Source organism: Photobacterium sp. GB-210, from assembly GCF_003026075.1.
Lineage (GTDB): Bacteria > Pseudomonadota > Gammaproteobacteria > Enterobacterales > Vibrionaceae > Photobacterium.
This window is the reverse complement of record NZ_PYNU01000013.1, coordinates 74,308-94,775: the sequence shown is the minus strand read 5'-3', so window position 1 is coordinate 94,775 and position 20,468 is coordinate 74,308. Positions and strand designations below refer to the sequence as shown.

General features: G+C 42.0%; 16 protein-coding genes. 7 read left to right on the top strand and 9 right to left on the bottom strand.

All coding sequences use genetic code 11. The features are described 5' to 3' along the window. Positions 1-12: 12 nt before the first annotated feature. Complete coding sequence (gene glsA / locus C9J38_RS14795) at positions 13-957, bottom strand: glutaminase A (protein WP_107207753.1); 945 nt, start codon at positions 955-957, stop codon at positions 13-15. 10 nt (positions 958-967) lie between these two features. Further along, positions 968-2,485: a putative glutamine/gamma-aminobutyrate antiporter GadC gene (gadC, locus tag C9J38_RS14790; protein WP_107207752.1), complete on the bottom strand. Its 1,518-nt coding sequence runs from the start codon at positions 2,483-2,485 to the stop codon at positions 968-970. A 317-nt stretch (positions 2,486-2,802) separates the two neighbouring features. On the opposite strand from gadC, the gene C9J38_RS14785 reads away from it, so the two are divergent. Then, positions 2,803-3,141: a hypothetical protein gene (locus C9J38_RS14785; RefSeq protein ID WP_107207751.1), complete on the top strand. Its 339-nt coding sequence runs from the start codon at positions 2,803-2,805 to the stop codon at positions 3,139-3,141. Between the two features lie 78 nt (positions 3,142-3,219). Here the strand turns inward: C9J38_RS14785 and dapD are convergent, their stop codons facing one another. After that, positions 3,220-4,251, bottom strand: coding sequence for a 2,3,4,5-tetrahydropyridine-2,6-dicarboxylate N-succinyltransferase (gene dapD / locus C9J38_RS14780; RefSeq protein WP_005371559.1), 1,032 nt, complete (start codon positions 4,249-4,251; stop codon positions 3,220-3,222). A gap of 339 nt (positions 4,252-4,590) precedes the next feature. Continuing rightward, positions 4,591-4,896 (bottom strand): YebG family protein, encoded by a 306-nt coding sequence (locus C9J38_RS14775; RefSeq protein WP_107207750.1) that lies wholly within the window; start codon positions 4,894-4,896, stop codon positions 4,591-4,593. 81 nt (positions 4,897-4,977) lie between these two features. Between C9J38_RS14775 and C9J38_RS14770 the strand changes: the two genes are divergently transcribed. Further along, positions 4,978-5,664, top strand: a complete 687-nt coding sequence (locus C9J38_RS14770) for a DNA-3-methyladenine glycosylase I (protein ID WP_107207749.1) — start codon at positions 4,978-4,980, stop codon at positions 5,662-5,664. Between the two features lie 27 nt (positions 5,665-5,691). On the opposite strand, the gene C9J38_RS14765 is transcribed toward C9J38_RS14770, so the two are convergent. Then, a complete protein-coding gene (locus C9J38_RS14765) occupies positions 5,692-6,585 on the bottom strand; it encodes a LysR substrate-binding domain-containing protein (RefSeq protein WP_199195422.1) in 894 nt (297 codons plus the stop codon). A gap of 203 nt (positions 6,586-6,788) precedes the next feature. On the opposite strand from C9J38_RS14765, the gene C9J38_RS14760 reads away from it, so the two are divergent. The 4 genes from C9J38_RS14760 to recD all read left to right on the top strand — a co-directional run bounded on the left by C9J38_RS14760 (position 6,789) and on the right by recD (position 17,384). Continuing rightward, entirely contained in the window at positions 6,789-7,781 is a 993-nt protein-coding gene (locus C9J38_RS14760) for a TDT family transporter (protein WP_107207747.1), read from the top strand. A gap of 202 nt (positions 7,782-7,983) precedes the next feature. Further along, entirely contained in the window at positions 7,984-11,445 is a 3,462-nt protein-coding gene (gene recC / locus C9J38_RS14755; RefSeq protein ID WP_107207746.1) for an exodeoxyribonuclease V subunit gamma, read from the top strand. A 274-nt stretch (positions 11,446-11,719) separates the two neighbouring features. Further along, complete coding sequence (recB, locus tag C9J38_RS14750; protein ID WP_107207745.1) at positions 11,720-15,322, top strand: exodeoxyribonuclease V subunit beta; 3,603 nt, start codon at positions 11,720-11,722, stop codon at positions 15,320-15,322. Continuing rightward, entirely contained in the window at positions 15,315-17,384 is a 2,070-nt protein-coding gene (recD, locus tag C9J38_RS14745) for an exodeoxyribonuclease V subunit alpha (RefSeq protein WP_107207744.1), read from the top strand. Before recB ends, recD begins: the two co-directional genes overlap by 8 nt. A gap of 67 nt (positions 17,385-17,451) precedes the next feature. Here recD and C9J38_RS14740 read toward each other — a convergent pair whose 3' ends face one another. The 3 genes from C9J38_RS14740 to argA all read right to left on the bottom strand — a co-directional run bounded on the left by C9J38_RS14740 (position 17,452) and on the right by argA (position 19,634). Continuing rightward, positions 17,452-18,000, bottom strand: a complete 549-nt coding sequence (locus C9J38_RS14740; RefSeq protein ID WP_005371573.1) for a disulfide bond formation protein B — start codon at positions 17,998-18,000, stop codon at positions 17,452-17,454. A 13-nt stretch (positions 18,001-18,013) separates the two neighbouring features. Then, entirely contained in the window at positions 18,014-18,169 is a 156-nt protein-coding gene (locus C9J38_RS22050; protein WP_005371575.1) for a DUF5993 family protein, read from the bottom strand. Positions 18,170-18,305: 136 nt separating this feature from the next. Beyond that, complete coding sequence (gene argA / locus C9J38_RS14735; protein ID WP_107207743.1) at positions 18,306-19,634, bottom strand: amino-acid N-acetyltransferase; 1,329 nt, start codon at positions 19,632-19,634, stop codon at positions 18,306-18,308. 170 nt (positions 19,635-19,804) lie between these two features. Here argA and C9J38_RS14730 point away from each other — a divergent pair, with 170 nt between their 5' ends. After that, on the top strand, positions 19,805-20,215 hold the full coding sequence (locus C9J38_RS14730; protein WP_107207742.1) for a DUF2850 domain-containing protein: 411 nt from the start codon (positions 19,805-19,807) through the stop codon (positions 20,213-20,215). On the opposite strand, the gene C9J38_RS14725 is transcribed toward C9J38_RS14730, so the two are convergent. Further along, the gene (locus C9J38_RS14725) at positions 20,212-20,427 is read right to left on the bottom strand and encodes a hypothetical protein (protein WP_005371580.1); all 216 of its coding nucleotides are present in this window, start codon (positions 20,425-20,427) and stop codon (positions 20,212-20,214) included. The genes C9J38_RS14730 and C9J38_RS14725 overlap by 4 nt on opposite strands. Between the last annotated feature and the right edge of the window lie 41 nt (positions 20,428-20,468).

Here is a 20,468-nt window from a genome sequence, read left to right as displayed (position 1 = left end):
TTTCTTCCTACCTTAGTGTTGCTTACTGTTAAACAAGTTCCAGCCCATAGTTTGAGCGACATGTTTGATCATTAATTGTCCGCGTACGCTATTACCAAATTGGTCGATACGAGGTGAGAATGCAGCGAGTGCACCTACGTTTGGAATAATGGTAACTAAACCACCACCAACACCACTTTTTCCTGGTAAACCAACATCATAAGCCCAGTCGCCCGATGTGTCGTAAAGCCCTTCCATCATCATTTCAGCTAAGATATGAGAGGCATTTTCAGGGCTAACAAGCTGTTGTCCTGAAATTGGGTTTTTACCGCCATTAGCATAAGTGGCACCTACCGTTGCCAATTCAACAGTATTGAATAGCGTCGAACACTGACGAGTGTAAACATCACACGCTTCAAGTGGATCAGAGTAGATACGGTTTGATGATTCTAGTAACAAAGCAATTGCGCGATTATGGGCGTTGGTTGTTTGCTCTGACTGATTAACATCCTCTGAAAGCTCAATGTTTTCGCCAGCTAGCGCTGATTGAAACGCCAGAATTTTCTGCCAGCGTTGTTCTTTATCATCAGCTTCAATTAGGCTTACCGTTGCCATTGCACCTGCATTGACAAGCGGTGTTAGTGGCTTACCGTTATGGAGTTCAAGCGCCATCACTGAATTAAACGGCAAACCTGTTGGTTCAGCACCGATTTTACTGTGAATTGCATCTGCACCTGATTGTTCTAGTGCTAACCCTAATGTCATGATCTTTGAGATAGATTCAATGGCATATTTGTAGTCAACATCTTGGATTTTAATGACGTCGCCAGTAACAGAGACGAAAGCCAATCCACATAAATCTGATGGAACCGATGCTAGGAACGGGATGTAAGAAGCATTAGCGCCATCTTTGTTGTCTTTATGCAAATCAAACGCTTGTTGCATAACGGCAGCGACATCTTTTTTACAACACGACATATTCATTTCCTTACTGATTCAATGTGTGAGTAACTTTGTCTGATGGGTTAATTACACCTGGATGAACGTTTTCAATTTCCCAAGTGAATGGCGCAAAGTCTGTAATTGCTGGATCTTTCCAGTGAGGTTTACGGGCTTTGTAGATAAATAGCGGAACAGATACAAAGATGATGGTTAGCACAACTAAGATACCTACGTATTCTTGAGGGCTACCGACAGAGATCTGACCGGGTGGAATGAATGAGAAGATGAAGGCAGTTAAAGAGCCAACAAAACCTACGCCACCAACAAACCACATACCACCATTACCCCCTGGGATTTTGAATGCACGTGGGCGGTTTGGTTGGCTATAACGTAAGTGAATGGCAGCAGCAAACATTAATAGGTACATCACAAGATATAAGATCACTGTAAGCTGACTTAAGATCTGATAAGCCGCTTGTACAGAAGGAAGTACCACAAATACGACTGATAGAGCAGTAACAAGTAGACCTTGCATCAACATGATATGTGATGCCATGCCGTGTTTGTTTGTGTATTGCCAAAAACGAGGTAAGTAACCGCCTTTTGCCACTACAAGTAGCGCTGAAGAAGGACCAGCAACCCAACCAACAACCCCCGCTAGTACACCTAGAGCTAAACAACCAGCCATGACAGGCGCAGCCCAGCTAATACCAGCCCAAGCGAACATGTCATCGTAAGTAACAAGTAAGCTTTGAGTTAAGCTAATGTCTTTTTGAGGAATAACAAACGCAATCGCTAATGTACCGAGTACGAATACACATACCGTACCAAGTGCAGCAATACCGATCGCGATAGGGTAGTTACGTGGCGCATCATCAACTTCTTTAACGTGAATAGCGTTCATTTCCATACCGGCGTAGAACAAGAAGATGCTGGCAGCAAGAACAACATTATTAAAGTTAGAGAAGTCAGGAATGAGTTTATCCCAGCCTAATTGAATTTGTGGCGTATTACCGGCGAAGAAATAAGAAAAGCCTAATACAATTAATACGATACCAGGAATAACAGTACCAATTAAACCGCCCCACTTAGCGACTTTAGAGAAAGCTTCAGTACCACGTAGAGCAATGAAAGTGGCTATCCAATAAATAGCGAGAACAATGGCAAGTACGAAGAATTTATTTTCTGATAGGGCTTGGTCAAAGGTATGGTTAGGTCCCATAAAAGCAAGGGAAACAGAACCGAATGTTAGTGCTGTTGGGAACCAAACGGTCACCTCAATCCACAACATAAAAATAGCAACAAGCGCCAGTTTTGGACCAAATGCTTCACCTACCCAGCGGAAGATACCACCTTTTTCCGACCAACCTGTTGCGAGCTCTGCGGCAACCAGTGATACAGGAATAAGAAAAACAACCGCAGCAAAAATATAATAAAAGATTGAACTTAAACCATATTCCGCTTCAGCAGGAAGACCACGTAAACTCACCACGGCAACAATGTTTAACATTGCTAAGGCAAATACGCCGATCCTCCCTTTATTTATTTTGTCGTTACTAGCCATAAAAACCTACTTATATTTCCATATTTAACATGCGTGGGTTAGGTGTCCTTGTAGGCGTATAACATTTTAATAAACGTTATATGGAGACAGGTGTTACCTAATGGCAAGAAAAGTAGCATCAAGCATTTGCATTTAACATTCCTAAAAAAAATACTTTAAGTTGCAAATATTAATGTTGTTTTAATGAATAAAAAGAGTATAACTGGTTGTTTTTTATGCTTATCTAAATTAAATGAGCGATTATTAGAAATAGAACAAATAAATTTACTTGATAGCATTAATCGGTCTATGAGATTCTAAGTTTAAGGATTTAATAGATGGATAATATAGTGAAATTCTTTTTTCAACGCAGTGAAACGGACTCTGAAATACGTATAGAACTGAAGACCGCCCCTTTTTATTTGTTATTAGCAATGATTGCTGGCTGGTTAGCTATTAGTTTTATTTTGAAATCTAATGAGGCTGGTTCAATTTTTTTACCGGTACTTATAGGTTTTATCATGCTGCGATTTTTTGCTTTAATTAAAGCGCAGAAAGAAGTACTAGGGGCGATGAAAGATCGTCGACTAACGACTCAAGGTAGTAAATTTTCTTTTAATAATCCGTTTATTTATATTATTAAAAAGAAAGTAGATAACACTAAACCAGAAAAATAAGTATTAATCTTTTATAAAAAAGCGGCTCACTAAAATAGTGAGCCGCTTTTTTTTATCGATTATCTATCAACAATAAAATTAGTTATTGCTGTGTAATTCGCTGTTTAGCTCAATCGCAGTTTTGTTGGTTAGACATTCGATTTGACCTGTCATAGAGTTACGACGGAACAGTAGATCAGGCTTACCAGCAAGATCGCGCGCTTTAACCACTTCTACAGGCTTACCGTTAGCATCAAGCATTTGTACTTTAGAGCCAGCAGTTACATATAGACCAGATTCGATAGTACAACGATCCCCCATAGGGAAACCAAGACCCGCGTTGGCACCTAGTAGGCTGTTTTCACCGATAGAAACCACTACTTTACCACCACCAGAAAGGGTACCCATGATAGATGCACCACCACCGATATCAGAGCCATCACCCACAACAACACCTGCAGAGATACGGCCTTCGACCATACTTACGCCAGTAGTACCTGCGTTAAAGTTGATGAAACCTTCGTGCATAACTGTCGTACCTTCACCCACGTGTGCGCCAAGGCGTACACGAGATGTATCAGCAATACGAACACCTGTTGGTACCACGTAGTCCACCATTTTAGGGAATTTATCAACACAATCGACAGTGATCGTTTCACCGTTTAAACGGGCTTCCATTTGACGATCAGCAAGTTCAGGAAGATCAATTGGACCTTTGTTTGTCCATGCGATGTTGTGCAGTAAGCCGAAGATACCGTCAAGCACAACGCCATGAGGCTTCACTAAACGGTGCGAGATAAGTTGCAGCTTTAAGAAACCTTCAGCAACAGATGATGGAGCGAGATCTGTTTTTAGCATCACCATAACAAGCGGCTGAGAAGACAGTGTTGCTTTTGCTGCAAACTGTGCACTTACTTCATCGTCAGCATCTTCAAATGCTGAAGCGATAGCTGCACATTGTTCTGGTGTTACTTCAATCGCTTGGTTGCCGCCACGGTAGCCAACAATCGTCGCAATATCTTTTACTAATTGTTCTGATGGGTGAAGCGTTGGGGTTGGGAAAAACGCTTCGATGATTTTTCCATCACGGTTTTTAGTGGCTGTACCTAGGGCAAGTGAAAAGCTAGACATGGTTACCTGTTCTCCATTACAAAAAATGTGATGTTAAATACACCTTACAGTAAGGTGGAACATCAAGATAAGCCCGAGAAATCATTTGCAACGAGCAGATAACTCCCGATTAATAAAACCATAATAAAGACACTTGGTAAGATATAGAAGAGCCGAAAGAAAAATCAGAGCAAAATGATGTTTTTTTTACGAATCTGTTGGCTTAAAAGAAGGGAATAGCCCTTTAAGATGGGACAAATTACTGGCTGATATTTGCTGTAGAATTGAGTTTTTATTGCTGAGTTATAAAAAAACCTCCAGTGAGGAGGCTTTCAACAGCGAACGGGATAATTTTAAAAATTATGCTGCGTCTTCTTGCTCTGGGGTATCAGCAACAACTTCAGGTTTTGCGACCTTCTTTTTTGCTACTGGTTTTGCTTTTTTCGCGCCTAACGCAATTAATACTTCTTCACGCTTTTGCGCTAAGAACATAGATAGTTCTTCTTGCTTGGCTTCATCTTCGAAAAGCTCACTTTCGCTAAGTAAAGTAAACATCTCGTCAGCCATATCTAGCATTTTGTCGTATGCGTCGGCTTCGGATTTAGAGGTGAAAGTCATCTTTTCTTCTCCGTTGCGCTCAACTACATATTTGACGATAACAGCCATGGTCATCCTCTCCGAAATTGATTTACTGGCTGTTTATACAGTAGCATACTAGCTTCGTCCAGTGCTAAGCGTGTTAATGTGATGACCAAAGAAAAATTTGACCAAATTTACATCAGAGCAGCAGAAAGAAAAGGGGGCGATATCGCATTAGAACAGCGATTATCACTGCCACTTAGTTGCAATGAATTAAAAGCGATCACAGATGATCGGTGGCTTGCGTGTTTAACTCAAAAAATCTTTCAGTGCGGGATTCGCTGGCAGGTTGTACGCAATAAATGGGCTGGCTTTGAAGAGGTATTTTTTGGTTTTAATATTGAAAAAATGGGTTTAATGCCTGAGGAAATGTGGGAACGTAAAGCGCAAAATCCCGAAATTATTCGTGATTTAAAGAAGGTAATGACGATCCCTGAAAACGCCAATATGATCCACCGTGCAGCAGTCGAGCATGGCTCATTTGCCAATATGGTTGCCGAGTGGCCAGAGCAAGATATCGTTGGCTTATGGTTGTACTTAAAAAAACATGGCAAACGTCTAGGCGGCAAAACTGGTGCTTATAGTTTACGTGCGATGGGTAAAGACAGTTTCTTGTTTACCAAAGATGTGGAAAGTTATTTGCGTCATACGGATATTGTGGATGGTGGACGAGACACATTAAAATCATGGCGAAATGCGCAACATGCATTTAATGATTGGCAACAAGAATCTGGCCGATCATTAACTGAGATCAGCCAAATCATTGCTTACAGTGTGGGTGATAATCGTGTTTAACTGATGTATTTAAGACGAGTATGACGGTTAATCAAATGTCCATTGCTGGCTAAATTGAATAAAAGATTCTAGCAATGGACTTTGATATTTTTCTTTATGGAAAATCAGCCAATATTGGCGGCGCATATCTAATGGCATTGGCAGTAATACAATGCGCTTTTCTTCAACTGCATGTAATGCCGCACGTTGTGAAATACAGGTGATCCCAAGTCCTGCGGAAACACTATTGATGATCGCTTCTGTAGTATTTAGCTCAAAAGCTGGCGTCCAATGCTCTAAACGTGGCGCTAAGCGATTTAAGAAAAACTCACGTGTGCCAGAGCCTGTTTCGCGCAGAACCCATTCAGAATCTTCCAGATCAGATAAGCGTAATGCTTCAATTTTTGTCAGTGGATGATTAGGATGACAAGCCACCACCATATTATCTTCGAGCCACGGCTGCACAATAAGATCCGGGTGCTGTACTTTACCTTCAACAAAACCCACATCTAATTCAAATTCAGTGAGTTTCTGACATACTTGCGCAGTGTTAGAAATAAACAGTTTTTGGTGAGGATGTTGGGTCGCTGAGCGGAAATCTCGAATTAAAAAAGGTGTTAGCTGATTGCCTACAGTATCACTTGAACCGATTTTTAGCTCACCAGCAATAACATCGTCTTGATCAAACAGTTTTTCGATAGTGTTAGAACGCGCTAACAGTTCGTCAGCCAAAGGCAGTAGTTTCTTACCTTGTTCGTTGATCAGTAAGCGGTTGTTGTTGCGATCAAACAGTTTATGATCAAGCTGCTTTTCTAGCTCAGACAATGCCATGCTCACTGCTGGCTTGGATAGAAATAACTTTTCTGCGGCTGCGGTAATGGTACGTTCTTGGGCAACGGTTACGAAAACTTTCAATTGTTTTAGCGCTATATTCATAACTATCCTTTGTTGAAAACTCATTGTGCAAGGTCGTTATTTATCATTAATGACGGTAAAATTTCGCCTTTAAAATATTAGTTAAGTTTAACTTAACATGTGGTTAAATATATTCAGATATTCTAAAACAATCAAGCTGGATATACTTAGTTACATCAAAAGCAACAGACAATTCGCTAAGAGCTATCAGATAAAGGCGGAGAGAGAACATGATTAAGACGACGAAAAGAAAAGTAGCAGGGGCGCCAACGCCTATGGCAGGTTTAGCACTCGGTATTGGTAGTGTTTTATGGTGCTGGGAAAATGGTGCCACACTTCATGGTTATGCACAAATGACAGGTGCAGTCATTGCGGCATTGATGCTACTCGTTTTAGTTGCAAAATTTATATTCCATCCAAAATTATTATGGGGTGATTTATCTCACCATGTAGTGGGTAGTGTTGTACCAACATTTGCGATGGCATTAATGGTGGTATCAAAAGCGATTGGTTTATATGTATCAGCGCAAGCAGGTGCTTACCTTTGGTTATTCGCGGTAATTTTACACGTTATTTTCTTAACACTATTTATTTACCACCGTGCATGTGACTTCCATCTTCACCACATGGTGCCAAGTTGGTTTGTACCGCCAATCGGTATTATTGTTGCTGATGTGTCGTTCCCAGGTATTGCAGAGCTACACCCATTAGCAAACGTATTGTTAATCTTTGGTATGTTGTCATACGCAGTCATGCTTCCAATGATGATTTACCGCTTTATGTTCCGTGATGAAGTGCCAGATGCTGCAAAACCAACCATTGCGATTATGGCAGCGCCTGCTAGCCTATCACTCGCAGGTTATTTAACAGTAACGGCAAACCCATCACCAGTAGTGGTTGCATTACTAGCCGGTATTGCAGTATTGATGACAGCGGTAATTTACTTAGCTTTCTTCCGTTTATTACGCTTAGAGTTCAGCCCAGGTTACGCAGCTTTTACGTTCCCAATGGCAATTGGTGCAACAGCACTATTTAAAACTGCAGCGTGGATGAAAAATTACGGCTTTGATGCTCACTATGTGGCACAAGTTCACGGTCTAGCAACCATTGAGCTTTATATCGCAACGATTATCATTGGCTATGTAGCAATTCGTTATTTAGCATTTTATCGTCCATTCGGACTTCTTAAAAATAACAGTGAACACTGTCCACAAAATGTCTGATAGCGATGGTAATACAGGCAGATGAGTTAAGATTATTTGCCTGTACTATCACTGATGTTTTGTGTGTTGCCCGATCGAAAGATCGGGCTTTTTTTGTTTTAGGGCTAAGACAATATTGTTAATATTTCTGCCTGTATGTATTTACAGTGTTCAATTCATGGTAGACAATTTAGTTATTCATCACCTGCTGTGAGATACCTTAGTGTTTACCGTCTACCATTCAAATCAACTCGACTTGCTTAAATCTTTGCTGGTGGAGCTTATTAAGCTAAAGCCATTAGCCAATCCATTTGAAAAAGAACAGATTCTGGTACAAAGTCCAGGAATGTCGCAATGGTTAAAAATGGAATTAGCAAAGTCATTGGGTGTGGCTGCTAATATCGATTTTCCACTGCCAGCGACCTTTATTTGGAAGATGTTTACCCAGGTCCTCGCTGATGTACCAGAGCGCAGTGCATTTAACAAAGAAGCGATGACGTGGAAGTTAATGCAAGTGCTACCAGCACAGTTTGAGCAACCTGAATTTGAAGCGCTACAGCGGTATTTAGACGGTGATGACGACAATTTAAAGTGCTATCAGTTAGCGGAAAAAATTGCCGATATTTTTGACCAATATTTAGTGTATCGCCCTGAGTGGATCCAACAATGGGAAGCGGGGGAAACGGTCGCTGAATTAGAAGATGAGCATCCTTGGCAGCCTATTTTATGGCAAGCACTGTACGATCAAACCTTGGCACTTGGACAATCGCCTTATCATCGTGCCAACTTGTATGAACACTTTATTGAAACACTACAAAACTACAGCGCATCACAAGGTAAAGAAGCATTAATAGCAGCAGGCTTACCGCAGCGTTTATTTGTGTTTGGTATCTCATCATTACCCCCACGTTATCTAGATGCACTTGCTGCTATTGGTGAGCATATTGATGTGCATTTAATGTTTACTAACCCTTGTCGTTATTATTGGGGAGATATTCGCGATCGTAAACACCTTGCGCGACTCGCTGCCAGTAAGCGGGTCAAACTTCATAATATCGAAGAGCAACAAGATATTGATGCCACGATTGAAGTACTAAAAGACAACGATGAAAGCCACTATGATGATGAGATGCAAAATGGCATGGTCGGTAATAGCTTATTAGCCTCTATGGGTAAGCTTGGTCGCGATAACATGTATTTGTTATCGGAGATGCAAGTTAACGAAGTGGATGCCGGTTTCGTTGATATTGAATCAGATACTTTATTACATGCCATTCAAGCTGACATCTTAAACTTGGTTGATCGCCAAGATGATACCCAATTAGATTCTAGCGAGCATAAATTCCCAATTGCTGCAGATGATAACTCACTCTCTATTCATGCATGTCATAGCCCAATGCGTGAAGTTGAAGTGCTTCACGACAAGCTGTTAGCGATGTTTGAGGCAAACCCTAGTCTGAAACCACGCGATGTGATCGTGATGGTGGCAGACATCAATGCCTACAGCCCCGCCATCCAAGCGGTATTTGGTAATGCGCCGGGCAATCGTTATATTCCATTTTCGATTTCTGACCGAACCGCAGAGCAAGAAAACCCGATATTGTTGGCGTTTTTACGTTTATTAGCTTTGCCTGATAGTCGCTGTCATGCTTCAGAACTGTTAGAGCTATTAGAAGTGCCTGCGGTGATGAATAAGTTTGGTTTTGATAGCCAAAGCTTTGAGAAAGTAAAACAGTGGATCGAAGAAGCGGGAGTTCGCTGGGGCTTAGATCAGCATACATCGAGCCAATTTAATCTTCCTGAGCAGATGCAAAATACTTGGCTGTTTGGTATTCAGCGCATGCTGTTAGGTTATGCCATGCCCCATAATACTGGTTTGTTTGAAGGCATTTCTGCTTACGATCAAGTACAGGGGATTGATGCGGAGTTAGCTGGGCAGTTAGCTGGCTTTATTGATTGCTTAATTAGTTACCGTGAAGTGTTAGCACAGCCACATTTGGTGACAGAGTGGGCGGATACACTTAACCAAATGCTGGATGATTTTTTCGCCGTGGAATTAGAAGGCGAACTGGTTCTTAAATCTATTCGCGATAACTTACACCGCTTGCACGAACAACTCGATGATGCGGGTTATCAAGGTGAGATCACACCAGCAGTGCTAACTCAATACTTACGCGATAAGTTATCGGGTGAGCGAGTAAGCCAACGCTTCCTTGCTGGACAAGTGAATTTTTGTACCTTAATGCCAATGCGTTCGATCCCCTTTGATGTGGTGTGCTTGCTTGGCATGAATGATGGTGCTTACCCTCGAAATATTGCCCCTGAAGGGTTTGATTTAATGAATGGTCGCACTAAAGCGGGCGATCGTTCTCGTCGTGATGATGACCGTTATCTTTTCCTTGAAGCATTATTATCAGCGCAAGAAACCTTATATATCAGCTACGTGGGTCGCTCAATTCAAGACAACGCAGAAAAAATTGCGTCTGTGCTAGTCAGTGAGCTGGTGGAATATTGTCAGCAAGGTTATTGCTTAGAGGGGGATGAATCTCTTCCTGTCGATCAATCAGCCGAAAACATTAAACAAAAACTGATTGAGCACCATCCCTTAGTGCCATTTAGTCCGAGTGCATTTATCGGGAGTAATAGCAGTTATGCCATTGAATGGCTACCCGCTGCTGCTCGTGAAGGGCAAGCGAGCCAACCTTTCCAATTAGGTGAACTTCCTCCAGAACCGATTGCCGATGATCAACAACAAGTATTAGAGCTTGCTGAGTTGCAGCGTTTCTGGCGTTTACCGGTGCGTTATTTCTTTAACCGTCGTTTGAAAGTCTACTTTGAGCCGCCAATGGGATTATTGGAAGATGATGAACCGTTTGTGCTGAATCATCTTGAAAGTTATCACGTTAAAGATGAGCTATTAGCATTATTGCTTGATGCTCAAATGACCAATAAAGATCCGGATCAGATCTTCAGTCATTTTGCCCAAGAGCAAAAAGCAGCGGGCAAGTTACCTGTAGCGGCATTTGGTGATATTGATTTAGATGCCAGTCGTCTAGCAGTACGTGAGTTAGTGAGCCAGATTGAGCCATTAATTCATGCGCCATTAGATGATCAGGAAGTGGCAATAACACTAACGATAAATGGTTATGCCGTATTACTTCAAGGTTGGCTGAAACAGCGCTATCAATCAGGTTTAATGCGTTTTCGTAGTGGTAAAGTGCGCTCGGTAGATTTACTCGCGGCTTGGTGTGATCACTTATGTTTAGCGATTAGCCAGCCAGAATTGAACCAGAAAACACATATTATTGGTACCGATAAGCACCTTGTCATTAATGCGATCGAAGCGAGTAAAGCACAAGGTTATTTACAAGAGCTTATCGAGTTGTATTACCAAGGTTTGAATCAACCTTTAGCGTATTTTCCGAAAACAGCACATGCAGGTATTCAAGCGTGTGTTGATAAGCAAGGTAACTGGAAAGACGATGAACAAACCATCGAGAAAGCCTACAGCAAAATGGCAGATTGTTTTAACGATGGTTACTTCTTTGCAGGTGAAGGCGCGGATGAATACATCAATCGAGTATGGACACATTGGAATGATGAACTTGCACAGAATAGCTATGTGTTGGCACTGAAAGTACTTCAGGCTGCGGTATTAAATAGTGAAGAAGTAAAGCCGGAATAAGGGGTAGTGTGGCCGCCAGCAAATCATTATTAGTTGTAGGGTGCTTGCTGTACGGCCACCGGTCCAGAGGTGACCAAGTTTCTGGCGCTGATACTAACCAACCGCTGTAATACAAACCGTGAGTAAGTTCTCACAATATTAGAATATAACAAGATTTGATCGCTCAATATTCGCTTATAAGTGTTTGATCACAGTAGTGATGTGAGCAAGATCACCTTGAGCTTCAAGGGATCATTGGAGTGATCGAGTTTTACGATATGGGACAAGTAAAATCATGACGGTACAAACGCAAACCAATATTTTGCAGCCAATGGCCTTTCCATTGCATGGTACACGTTTAATTGAAGCCTCTGCTGGTACGGGCAAAACATTTACTATTGCCAGTTTATACCTGCGTCTATTACTCGGTCATGGTAATGCAGAAACGCGTCATACTGTTGAATTAACGGTTGATCAAATACTGGTGGTGACTTTTACCGAAGCGGCAACGGCAGAGCTTCGCGATCGTATTCGTGGCCGTATTCACGATGCGCGTTTAGCGTTTAGTCGTGGTGTGAGTGGCGATCCCGTTATAGCCCCGTTACTGCAAGAGTATCCCGATCATAAAGCGGCAGCCAATATTTTACTGCAAGCTGAACGTCAAATGGATGAAGCAGCTATTTATACCATCCATGGTTTTTGTCAGCGAATGTTGACTCAAAACGCGTTTGAATCAGGCTGTCGTTTCAACAATGAATTTGTCACCGATGAAAGCCAATTGAAGAACTTGGTGGTAGCGGATTACTGGCGTAGTCATTTCTATCAGTTACCACGAGCGCTTGCTTGTCAGATCCGTGATTTATGGTCATCGCCGCATGCGCTATTAAAAGATATTGGCAATAGTTTAACAGGTGCTCCCGTTAAACTTTCTGTAGCGGCTATGACGGTAAGTTTAGAGCAGTTACATCAGCAAAATATCGAACGCATTAATGAATTTAAAGCATTATGGAAACAGCACTTCGCTGATTTAGAAGCGTTAATTGCCAATTCAGACGTGAATAAACGTAGCTATACCAAAAAGAGCCTACCAACGTGGCTCGCTCAAGTGAATGAATGGGCTAATCAACCGACTGAGAATTATGATTTACCGGATAAATTAGAGAAGTTTCACCAACAGGAATTGATCACTAAAACCCCGAAAGGTGAAGCACCACAGCATGCGGTATTTGTTGCGGTTGCAGATTTACTTGATAACCCAGCGACATTACGCGATCCCTTATTAGCGCACGCGATTGAACATTGTCGTATTTTACTGGCGCAGGCAAAAGCCCATAAAGGGTGGTTATCGTTTGATGATCTCTTAACGCAGTTAGGCGCTGCGATCGACAACGATCAAGATGATCTCCTGGCAAGTAAGATCCGCAGCCAATATCCAGTTGCGATGATCGACGAATTCCAAGATACCGACCCCTTGCAGTACGGTATCTTCAGTTCGGTGTATCACGATCACCCTGAATGCGGATTGTTTATGATCGGTGATCCTAAGCAGGCGATTTATGCGTTTCGTGGGGCAGATATTTTTACTTATATTCAAGCCCGTCGTCAGGTTCAAGATCATTACACATTAGGTACCAACTGGCGTTCAACGGCAGATATGATTGCGTCGGTAAATAGCGTCTTTGATACCCCTAATAGCCCGTTTATTTATGATCAAGATATTACGTTTGACCCTGTTGGTCATAGTCCGAAAGCACCAGATCGTAGCTGGTGGCTAAACGGCGAACAACAACACGCGCTCACGTTCTGGTTGCAAGATAGCCTCGATGGTAAGCCTATTACCAAGGGCGATTATGAGTCGACGATGGCAACGGCGACAGCAGCACACATTCAGCATATTTTAGAGCAGTCACAACAAGGACAAGGCTACTTTTTAGATAAAGAAACTCAACACCCAGTGAAAGCGGGTGATATAGCGGTGTTAGTACGTACAGGACGAGAAGGTAAGTTGGTGCGTGAAGCACTGGCAAAACAAGGGATTGCCAGTGTGTATTTATCTAATCGTGATAGCGTTTTTTCCACTGCAGAAGCGGCTGATGTACAGCGATTATTACAAGCGGTACTAACACCTGATGACGATCGCGCATTGCGTGCTGCGTTGGCATCAGGGTTGTTTTCTTTAACCGCAATAGAGCTCGATACGCTTAATAATGATGAGAATGAGTGGGAAATTGCAGTAAATAGCTTTAAGCAATACCGTCAACAATGGCTCAAGCGTGGCGTGATGCCTATGCTACGAAGCGTGATGGCGAAAAACAATATTGCTGAGCGTTTATTAGTGGAAGAAGGCGGTGAACGTCGTTTAACTGACTTACTTCATATTGGTGAATTACTGCAAGAAGCGAGTCAAACCTTAGACAGTGATTATGCGCTATTACGTTGGTTGGCTGAAAACGTAGCTGAGCCAAACGGTAATTCTGATGAGCAAATTTTGCGTTTAGAGTCCGAACGTAATTTGGTGCAGATTGTTACCATCCACAAATCAAAAGGATTGGAATACGATTTAGTCTTTATGCCGTTTGTTTGTAGCTATCGTGAAGTCGATAGTAAAGGCGAAGTGAAGTATCACGATGAAGACGATAACGTGACGATTTTAGATATTACCAAGCACGCTGATTCTATTTCTAAAGCTGATAAAGAACGCCTCGCAGAAGATTTACGTTTAATTTATGTAGCGTTAACTCGTGCAGTTTATGGCTGTTTTGTTGGTATGGCACCAGTACGTAATGGCCGCAGTAGCAAAGAGCCTACTGGATTACACAAATCAGCGATGGGGTATTTAATTCAAAATGGAGAAGAGTGCGGTGTTGCAGCACTAGAATTAGCACTGGCTAAGTTATCTGAAGCACAACCGACGATCACTATTGCTGAACCACCAGTATTACCTGTCGATAAGTGGGCAGGACAAAGTGAGCAAACTGAGGCGTTGAATCGTCGTGAATTTGAGCGTCAGATTGAACGTAATTGGTGGATGACCAGTTACTCCAACTTGGTGAAACAAGGCCATCAAGCGCATCATGATAGCAGTTTAGATCTTCCTGGATTTGATATTGATTCTGTGCAGAAAGAAACGCCAGAAAACAGTGAAACGGAGGTGGAATTAGAGCCTGAATACTCTATTTACACTTTCCCTCGCGGTGCGCGTCCGGGGACATTTTTACATACGGTGTTTGAAGAAATCGAGTTTACACGTCCTGTCGATAGCCCAGAAACTGTCGCTAAACTGACGGAGCTATTGCAACTTGAACATTACGAGTTAGCGTGGCTACCTGTATTACAGCAATTAATTAACGATGTTTTGCACTGTCCATTAGATGGCGAACAATTGCGATTGGCAGAAAAAACACCACAACAACGTTTAACGGAAATGGAGTTTTTACTCCCGATTGAAATGTTGCAATCACCGCTACTCAATAAAGTCATTGCTAAGCATGATTCTATTTCCGCTAAAGCTGGTGAGCTTGGCTTTAGTACGGTCAGCGGTATGCTTAAAGGTTTTATTGACTTGGTGTTTGAACATCAGGGTAAATATTACGTATTAGACTGGAAATCGAATTATCTCGGTGATGATCCACAGGTGTATCGTGGTGAGCAGTTGGTTGAAGCGATGCGCGATCACCGCTATGACTTGCAGTATCAAATTTACGCCTTAGCGCTGCAACGTTTCTTGCGTAGCCGTATTCCAAACTACGACTATGAGACCCATTTCGGTGGTGTGTATTACTTGTTCCTACGTGGCATTCAAGCTGGTAGTGACAGTGGGATTTTCCATGCGAAACCATCGCAAGCATTGTTAGAAGAGCTGGATTTATTAATTGATGGAGCATTACCTCATGCTTAAACGACTTCAAGCGTTAACCAAACAAGGTGTGTTGCGTCAGCTTGATTATCAGTTCGCAAAATTTGTCGCGCATCATAGCCCCGCAGATCAAGCTGATTTAGCCGCACTTGTGGCAGCTCTTGCCAGTAATGAATTAGGTAAGGGACATGTTTGCGTAGTGCTAGATACACTTTCGCCTCAGCGTTTGTTTAGTTTGCCATCACGTGTTGCAATTGAGTTGTTAGAAGGCGTGCCTGAGCCTTCACAATGGGGAGAGCTATTAAGCCATTTTGCGGTGGTATCGACCGTGCAAACAGGCAAGGTGCAAGCGACCCCCTTAGTTATTGAACATGGCCGTTTGTACCTAAGTCGTTATTGGCAATTTGAACAAACCGTTGCCAATAAAATCCTCATGATGGCAAACAATGCAGGATCAGAGGATGTACGATTTAGTACGACTGCTCTCAACGTTATGCATCAGGCATTAGATGATTTATTTCCTGTGACTTACGGTTACTTGTATGAAGCCTTATCAACCGCGACAACAGCTGATGCACGCCAGAGATTAGTGTGTGACATGCTTGATGTGGTGAAACCAGAGCAAGTTGATTGGGCGAAAGTCGAGCATATTTTAGTCAATGCAACATCGCAAAAAGATCTTTCTCAATTAGATGGGGTGATACCACTTGATGCCTGCTTAAATTGGCAGAAAGTGGCAGCTGCAGTGGCATTGACACGTCAGTTTGCAGTGATTTCTGGCGGCCCAGGTACGGGTAAAACAACCACCGTCGCTAAATTACTTGCGGCATTAGTAATGCAAGCCGGTGATGAGCATGTACCTAATATTATGCTGGTGGCACCGACAGGTAAGGCGGCAGCACGTTTAACAGAATCGATTAGTTCTGCGGTGAAATCATTGCCCGTTGAGGCATCAGTAAAAGAGCGTATTCCGACGCAATCGAGTACGATCCACCGTTTATTAGGGGCAATTCCGGGACGCGTTGAATTTCGCCATCATAAAGATAATCCCTTACACCTTGATGTGTTAGTGGTTGATGAAGCCTCAATGGTTGATTTACCTATGATGGCACGATTGCTCGATGCGATGCCTGCTGGCGCGAAACTGATTTTATTAGGGGATAGAGATCAGTTGGCATCGGTTGAAGCGGGTGCTGTACTCGGTGATATCTGCTCATTTGCTAATCAAGGTTATAGTGGAACGCAAGGGCAAGTGCTTAGCCAGTTGACGGGCTATGATCTTCATAGCACCTCACTCGACTTAAGTTTGGTGGCCGATTGTTTATGCATGCTACAAAAGAGTTACCGTTTCCACGCTCAATCTGGTATTGGTCAGTTAGCGAAAGCAATTAACAGCGGTCGTCCTGCGTTGGTGGAAAAAGTCTGGCAGCAAGGCTTTAAAGATATTCATCATTACGCCTTATCTTCTGACAGTTATCAGTCGATGATTAATCAGGTGACGACCTTCTACTTTGATTATTTAGATGCGATTGCCGCACAACGTGAGCCTAAATTGGTGCTAGATGCGTTTGCGAATGTGCGCTTGTTATGTGCATTGCGCGAAGGTGATTTTGGTGTTGTAGGGTTAAACTACCGGATAGAAAAAGAGTTAACTCACCGCGGTAAAATTAACCCAGGGGACGATACGTGGTATCAAGGTCGCCCAATTATGATCACCCGAAATGATCATGCCGTTGGTTTATATAACGGTGATATTGGTATCACTATGTTAGAGCCAGAAACGGATGCCGTTGATGGTGTGCGTCGTTTGAAGGTCTATTTTGAGATGCCTGATGGTACGATCCGTGGATTCTTGCCTAGTCGTATTCCAGAGCATGAAGTGGTGTATGCGATGACTATCCATAAATCACAAGGATCTGAATTTGCTGATACCGTAATGGTGTTGCCGAATGACTTTACACCGATCTTAACTCGAGAGTTGATTTATACCGGTATTACACGTGCAAAAGCGAGATTGTATCTTTACGCTCAACCAGACGTTATTCGTCGTAGTGTGCAAGTAAGAACTGAGCGGGCAAGTGGCTTATCTGAATTGTTAGTGTAAACCTGTATCTATCAATAAAAACGCCAGCATTTGTGCTGGCGTTTTTTATTGTTCGTTATTTAAGGTATTACTTAAACATGTCTAACAACCAGTAACTAACAGGGTTATCTGGACATTGGTAAGGGCCACATTCAAGGAATGTAGAAATAACATTAATTAGAACGGCCACAATCGCTAGAATACAAACAAACTTACCAAATTTGTTCATTTGATAATTTTCGCTTGTCCATTCTTTATTCCAAAGTAGGAGAAGTAGTGCGACACCGGCGATAGCCATAGCAAAGATCACAAATGCCCATGTGTAGTAGTGCATACCAAGGATCGGGCTACCAAAACCTGGTGTGCCAGGGATAACGTGTAGTGATACTTGGCGAAGCGCTGTCGCTGCACCAAATAATGCACCGACTAAGATCACACCATAATGGCGTTGCTGAGTGCCATAAACGACATTAAGCATAAAGCCGAACATTACCATAACAAAACCAAGACGCTGCAATAAACACAGTGGACAAGGTAATTCATTCCAAGCGACTTGTAATACTGAGCCCATTAATAATACAAAGGTAATACCTAATAGACCCAAGCTATTAAGAAGGGTTACATGTTTATTATTCATTAATCATTCCCCCCTATAATAAAATCGATAGTGAATCAGTGGCATGGTGATGAAACCAATACAAACCAATAATTACGGATGCGGCAAAGAATGCATATCCTACATTTTTTTTACCAATGAAAGCGCTGACCATTGCAATCAAAAGTAATAGAAATATTAAACTCATCATAAGTTGATTTAACCTGAAGTAATTTGTGTTTTTATAATGTTTGTAGCGTTATCTTAGTTGAGCATGTTTTTAGTAAAATAACTCTACACAGACAATTTTACGCTCTTAAGTCACCATTTTGTTAATTTTGTGTCAATTATTTTATTCTTGTGATGAGGATTTTTGATCTTCTTTGGTAATTATAAAGTGCTTTTTTTGCCATTGGCAGCCTATCTACATCACATTCAGAAAAGCCCTGTTCGCGGAACCAGTGTAAGCTTCGAGTGGTTAATACAAATAAGTGTTCGAGGTTTTGTTGGCGCGCTTGTAGGCATAACTCATTAAGCAGTAATACACCGCGATTATCATCCCTAAAGTCAGAATGAATCGCGACACAAGCCATTTCAGCCATTTTCTCTTCAGGAAAGGGATAAAGCGCAGCACAGCCGATAATTAAATTGTCACGCTCTACAATCGTAAATTGAGTAATTTCTTGCTCGAGTTGTTCTCGGGAGCGTCGAACTAAAATTCCGTCTTGCTCTAATGGTTGGATCAGATCCAGAATACCACCAATGTCGTTAATGTTGGCGCGTCGCACTTTTTCTGCGCTCGCCATTACAATTTGGGTACCGATACCATCAAGAGAAAAAAGCTCTTGAATTAATGCCCCATCTTCTTTGTAGCTGATCAGGTGGCTGCGAGGAACGCCAGCTCGACAAGCACTAATAGCACCACGTAAGAAACGCCCAGTACCACAGTCCTGCGCTCGCTGTGCGACAAGTTTTTGATGGATATGATCGGCTTCGTTTGGCAGTAATTCAGAGATAATTTCATTGTTATCGCCCACGACTCCTTGCTCTGAGCAGAAACCAATAAGTTTGTCGGCTTTTAAGCGGATAGCCACTTGGGTTGCGACTTCTTCAGAGGTGAGGTTAAAGCATTCTCCGGTTACTGAACTCGCGATTGGGCCGAGTAGTACAATGGAACCTTGCTCTAACTGACGTTTAATCGCATCGGTATCAATACGACGAATTTTTCCACTATGACAATAATCTACACCGTCATCGACCCCGAGAGGTTGGGCGATAATAAAATTACCACTAATGATATTAATCTGCGCGCCAGCCATTGGAGTATTATGGATCCCCATTGAAAAGCGAGCGGTGATATCTAACTGAAGTTGTCCCGCTGCTTGCTTGGCAATTTCTAATGCTCGTTCATCGGTAATACGGATCCCTTTATGATAAGGAGAATGACAATCTTGCTCTGCCAGTAATGTACTGATTTGTGGGCGAGCACCGTAGACAATAACGATTTGAATGCCTAGGCTATTAAGTAGTGCGATATCATTGACGATATTATCGAAATTGGGATCGGCAAATGCCTCTCCACCTACCATGATCACCATGGTTTTTCCAACATGCGCATTTAGGTAGGGAGCTGATTGTCTGAATCCTTTAACCAGCGGTGTACTACGTCTTTTCACTATCTGACATCCATGTACAAAAAATTTATATGGATAAAGTAAATTAATTTGTCAATTTGTACAGTATTTAAGTGATAGTATTTACAAGATGTTATGGCGGTGATCTTTAATTAACATTGCGAACAATCTGTTAGTTTAAATTGTATTAGTAGTTTTTGTGGAGGTGATAATTGGATAAAGTACAATCATCTAAAGTCAGTACTTATTATCTGATGACAAAACATTCACAAACAATTATTTTGATCTTGCTATTAGTCGCTGGTTTAGCACTCACTGGCCTGTTTGTATCTAAAGCAGCATTATCTTCTTGGCTAAAGTCCCCTTCATCTGAAGCCATATATGGCTATTGGAAAGAGCATGATGTCGCGCAATATGTGGCAGAAAGTTTTGAGATCCGCCCGCTGGGTATTTATCGTGATGGAAGGCTAGTGACGACACAGTATTGCTGGGATGGTCAAACATTGAGCTATCAATTAGGTGAACAGCATTACTCTTATCTTTATCATGATAATAACTTTATTCGTCAGCAGCCTGCACATTACATTTCTACATTTGTACGCACACCATTACTACTTAATTAGATCAGTTTTAGTAGCTCATGGATGGAACTTTGTTTGAGTGCTATTTGTCTCAAGAGATCAGCTATCTGTGGCGTACCGCCAAGACAATGCTGGATCACGTGGTTAATTTGGTGTTGAGGGACTCCTTCGCTAGTTAAATTTCTGATCCACTGGTATTCAATAGCATTGGGATCTAACAAGGTATCTTTGCCAACTTTAAGTGGTGATTGCATCTCTTTATATCCTTATGAGTGCGTTATTTTTATTATTAGTT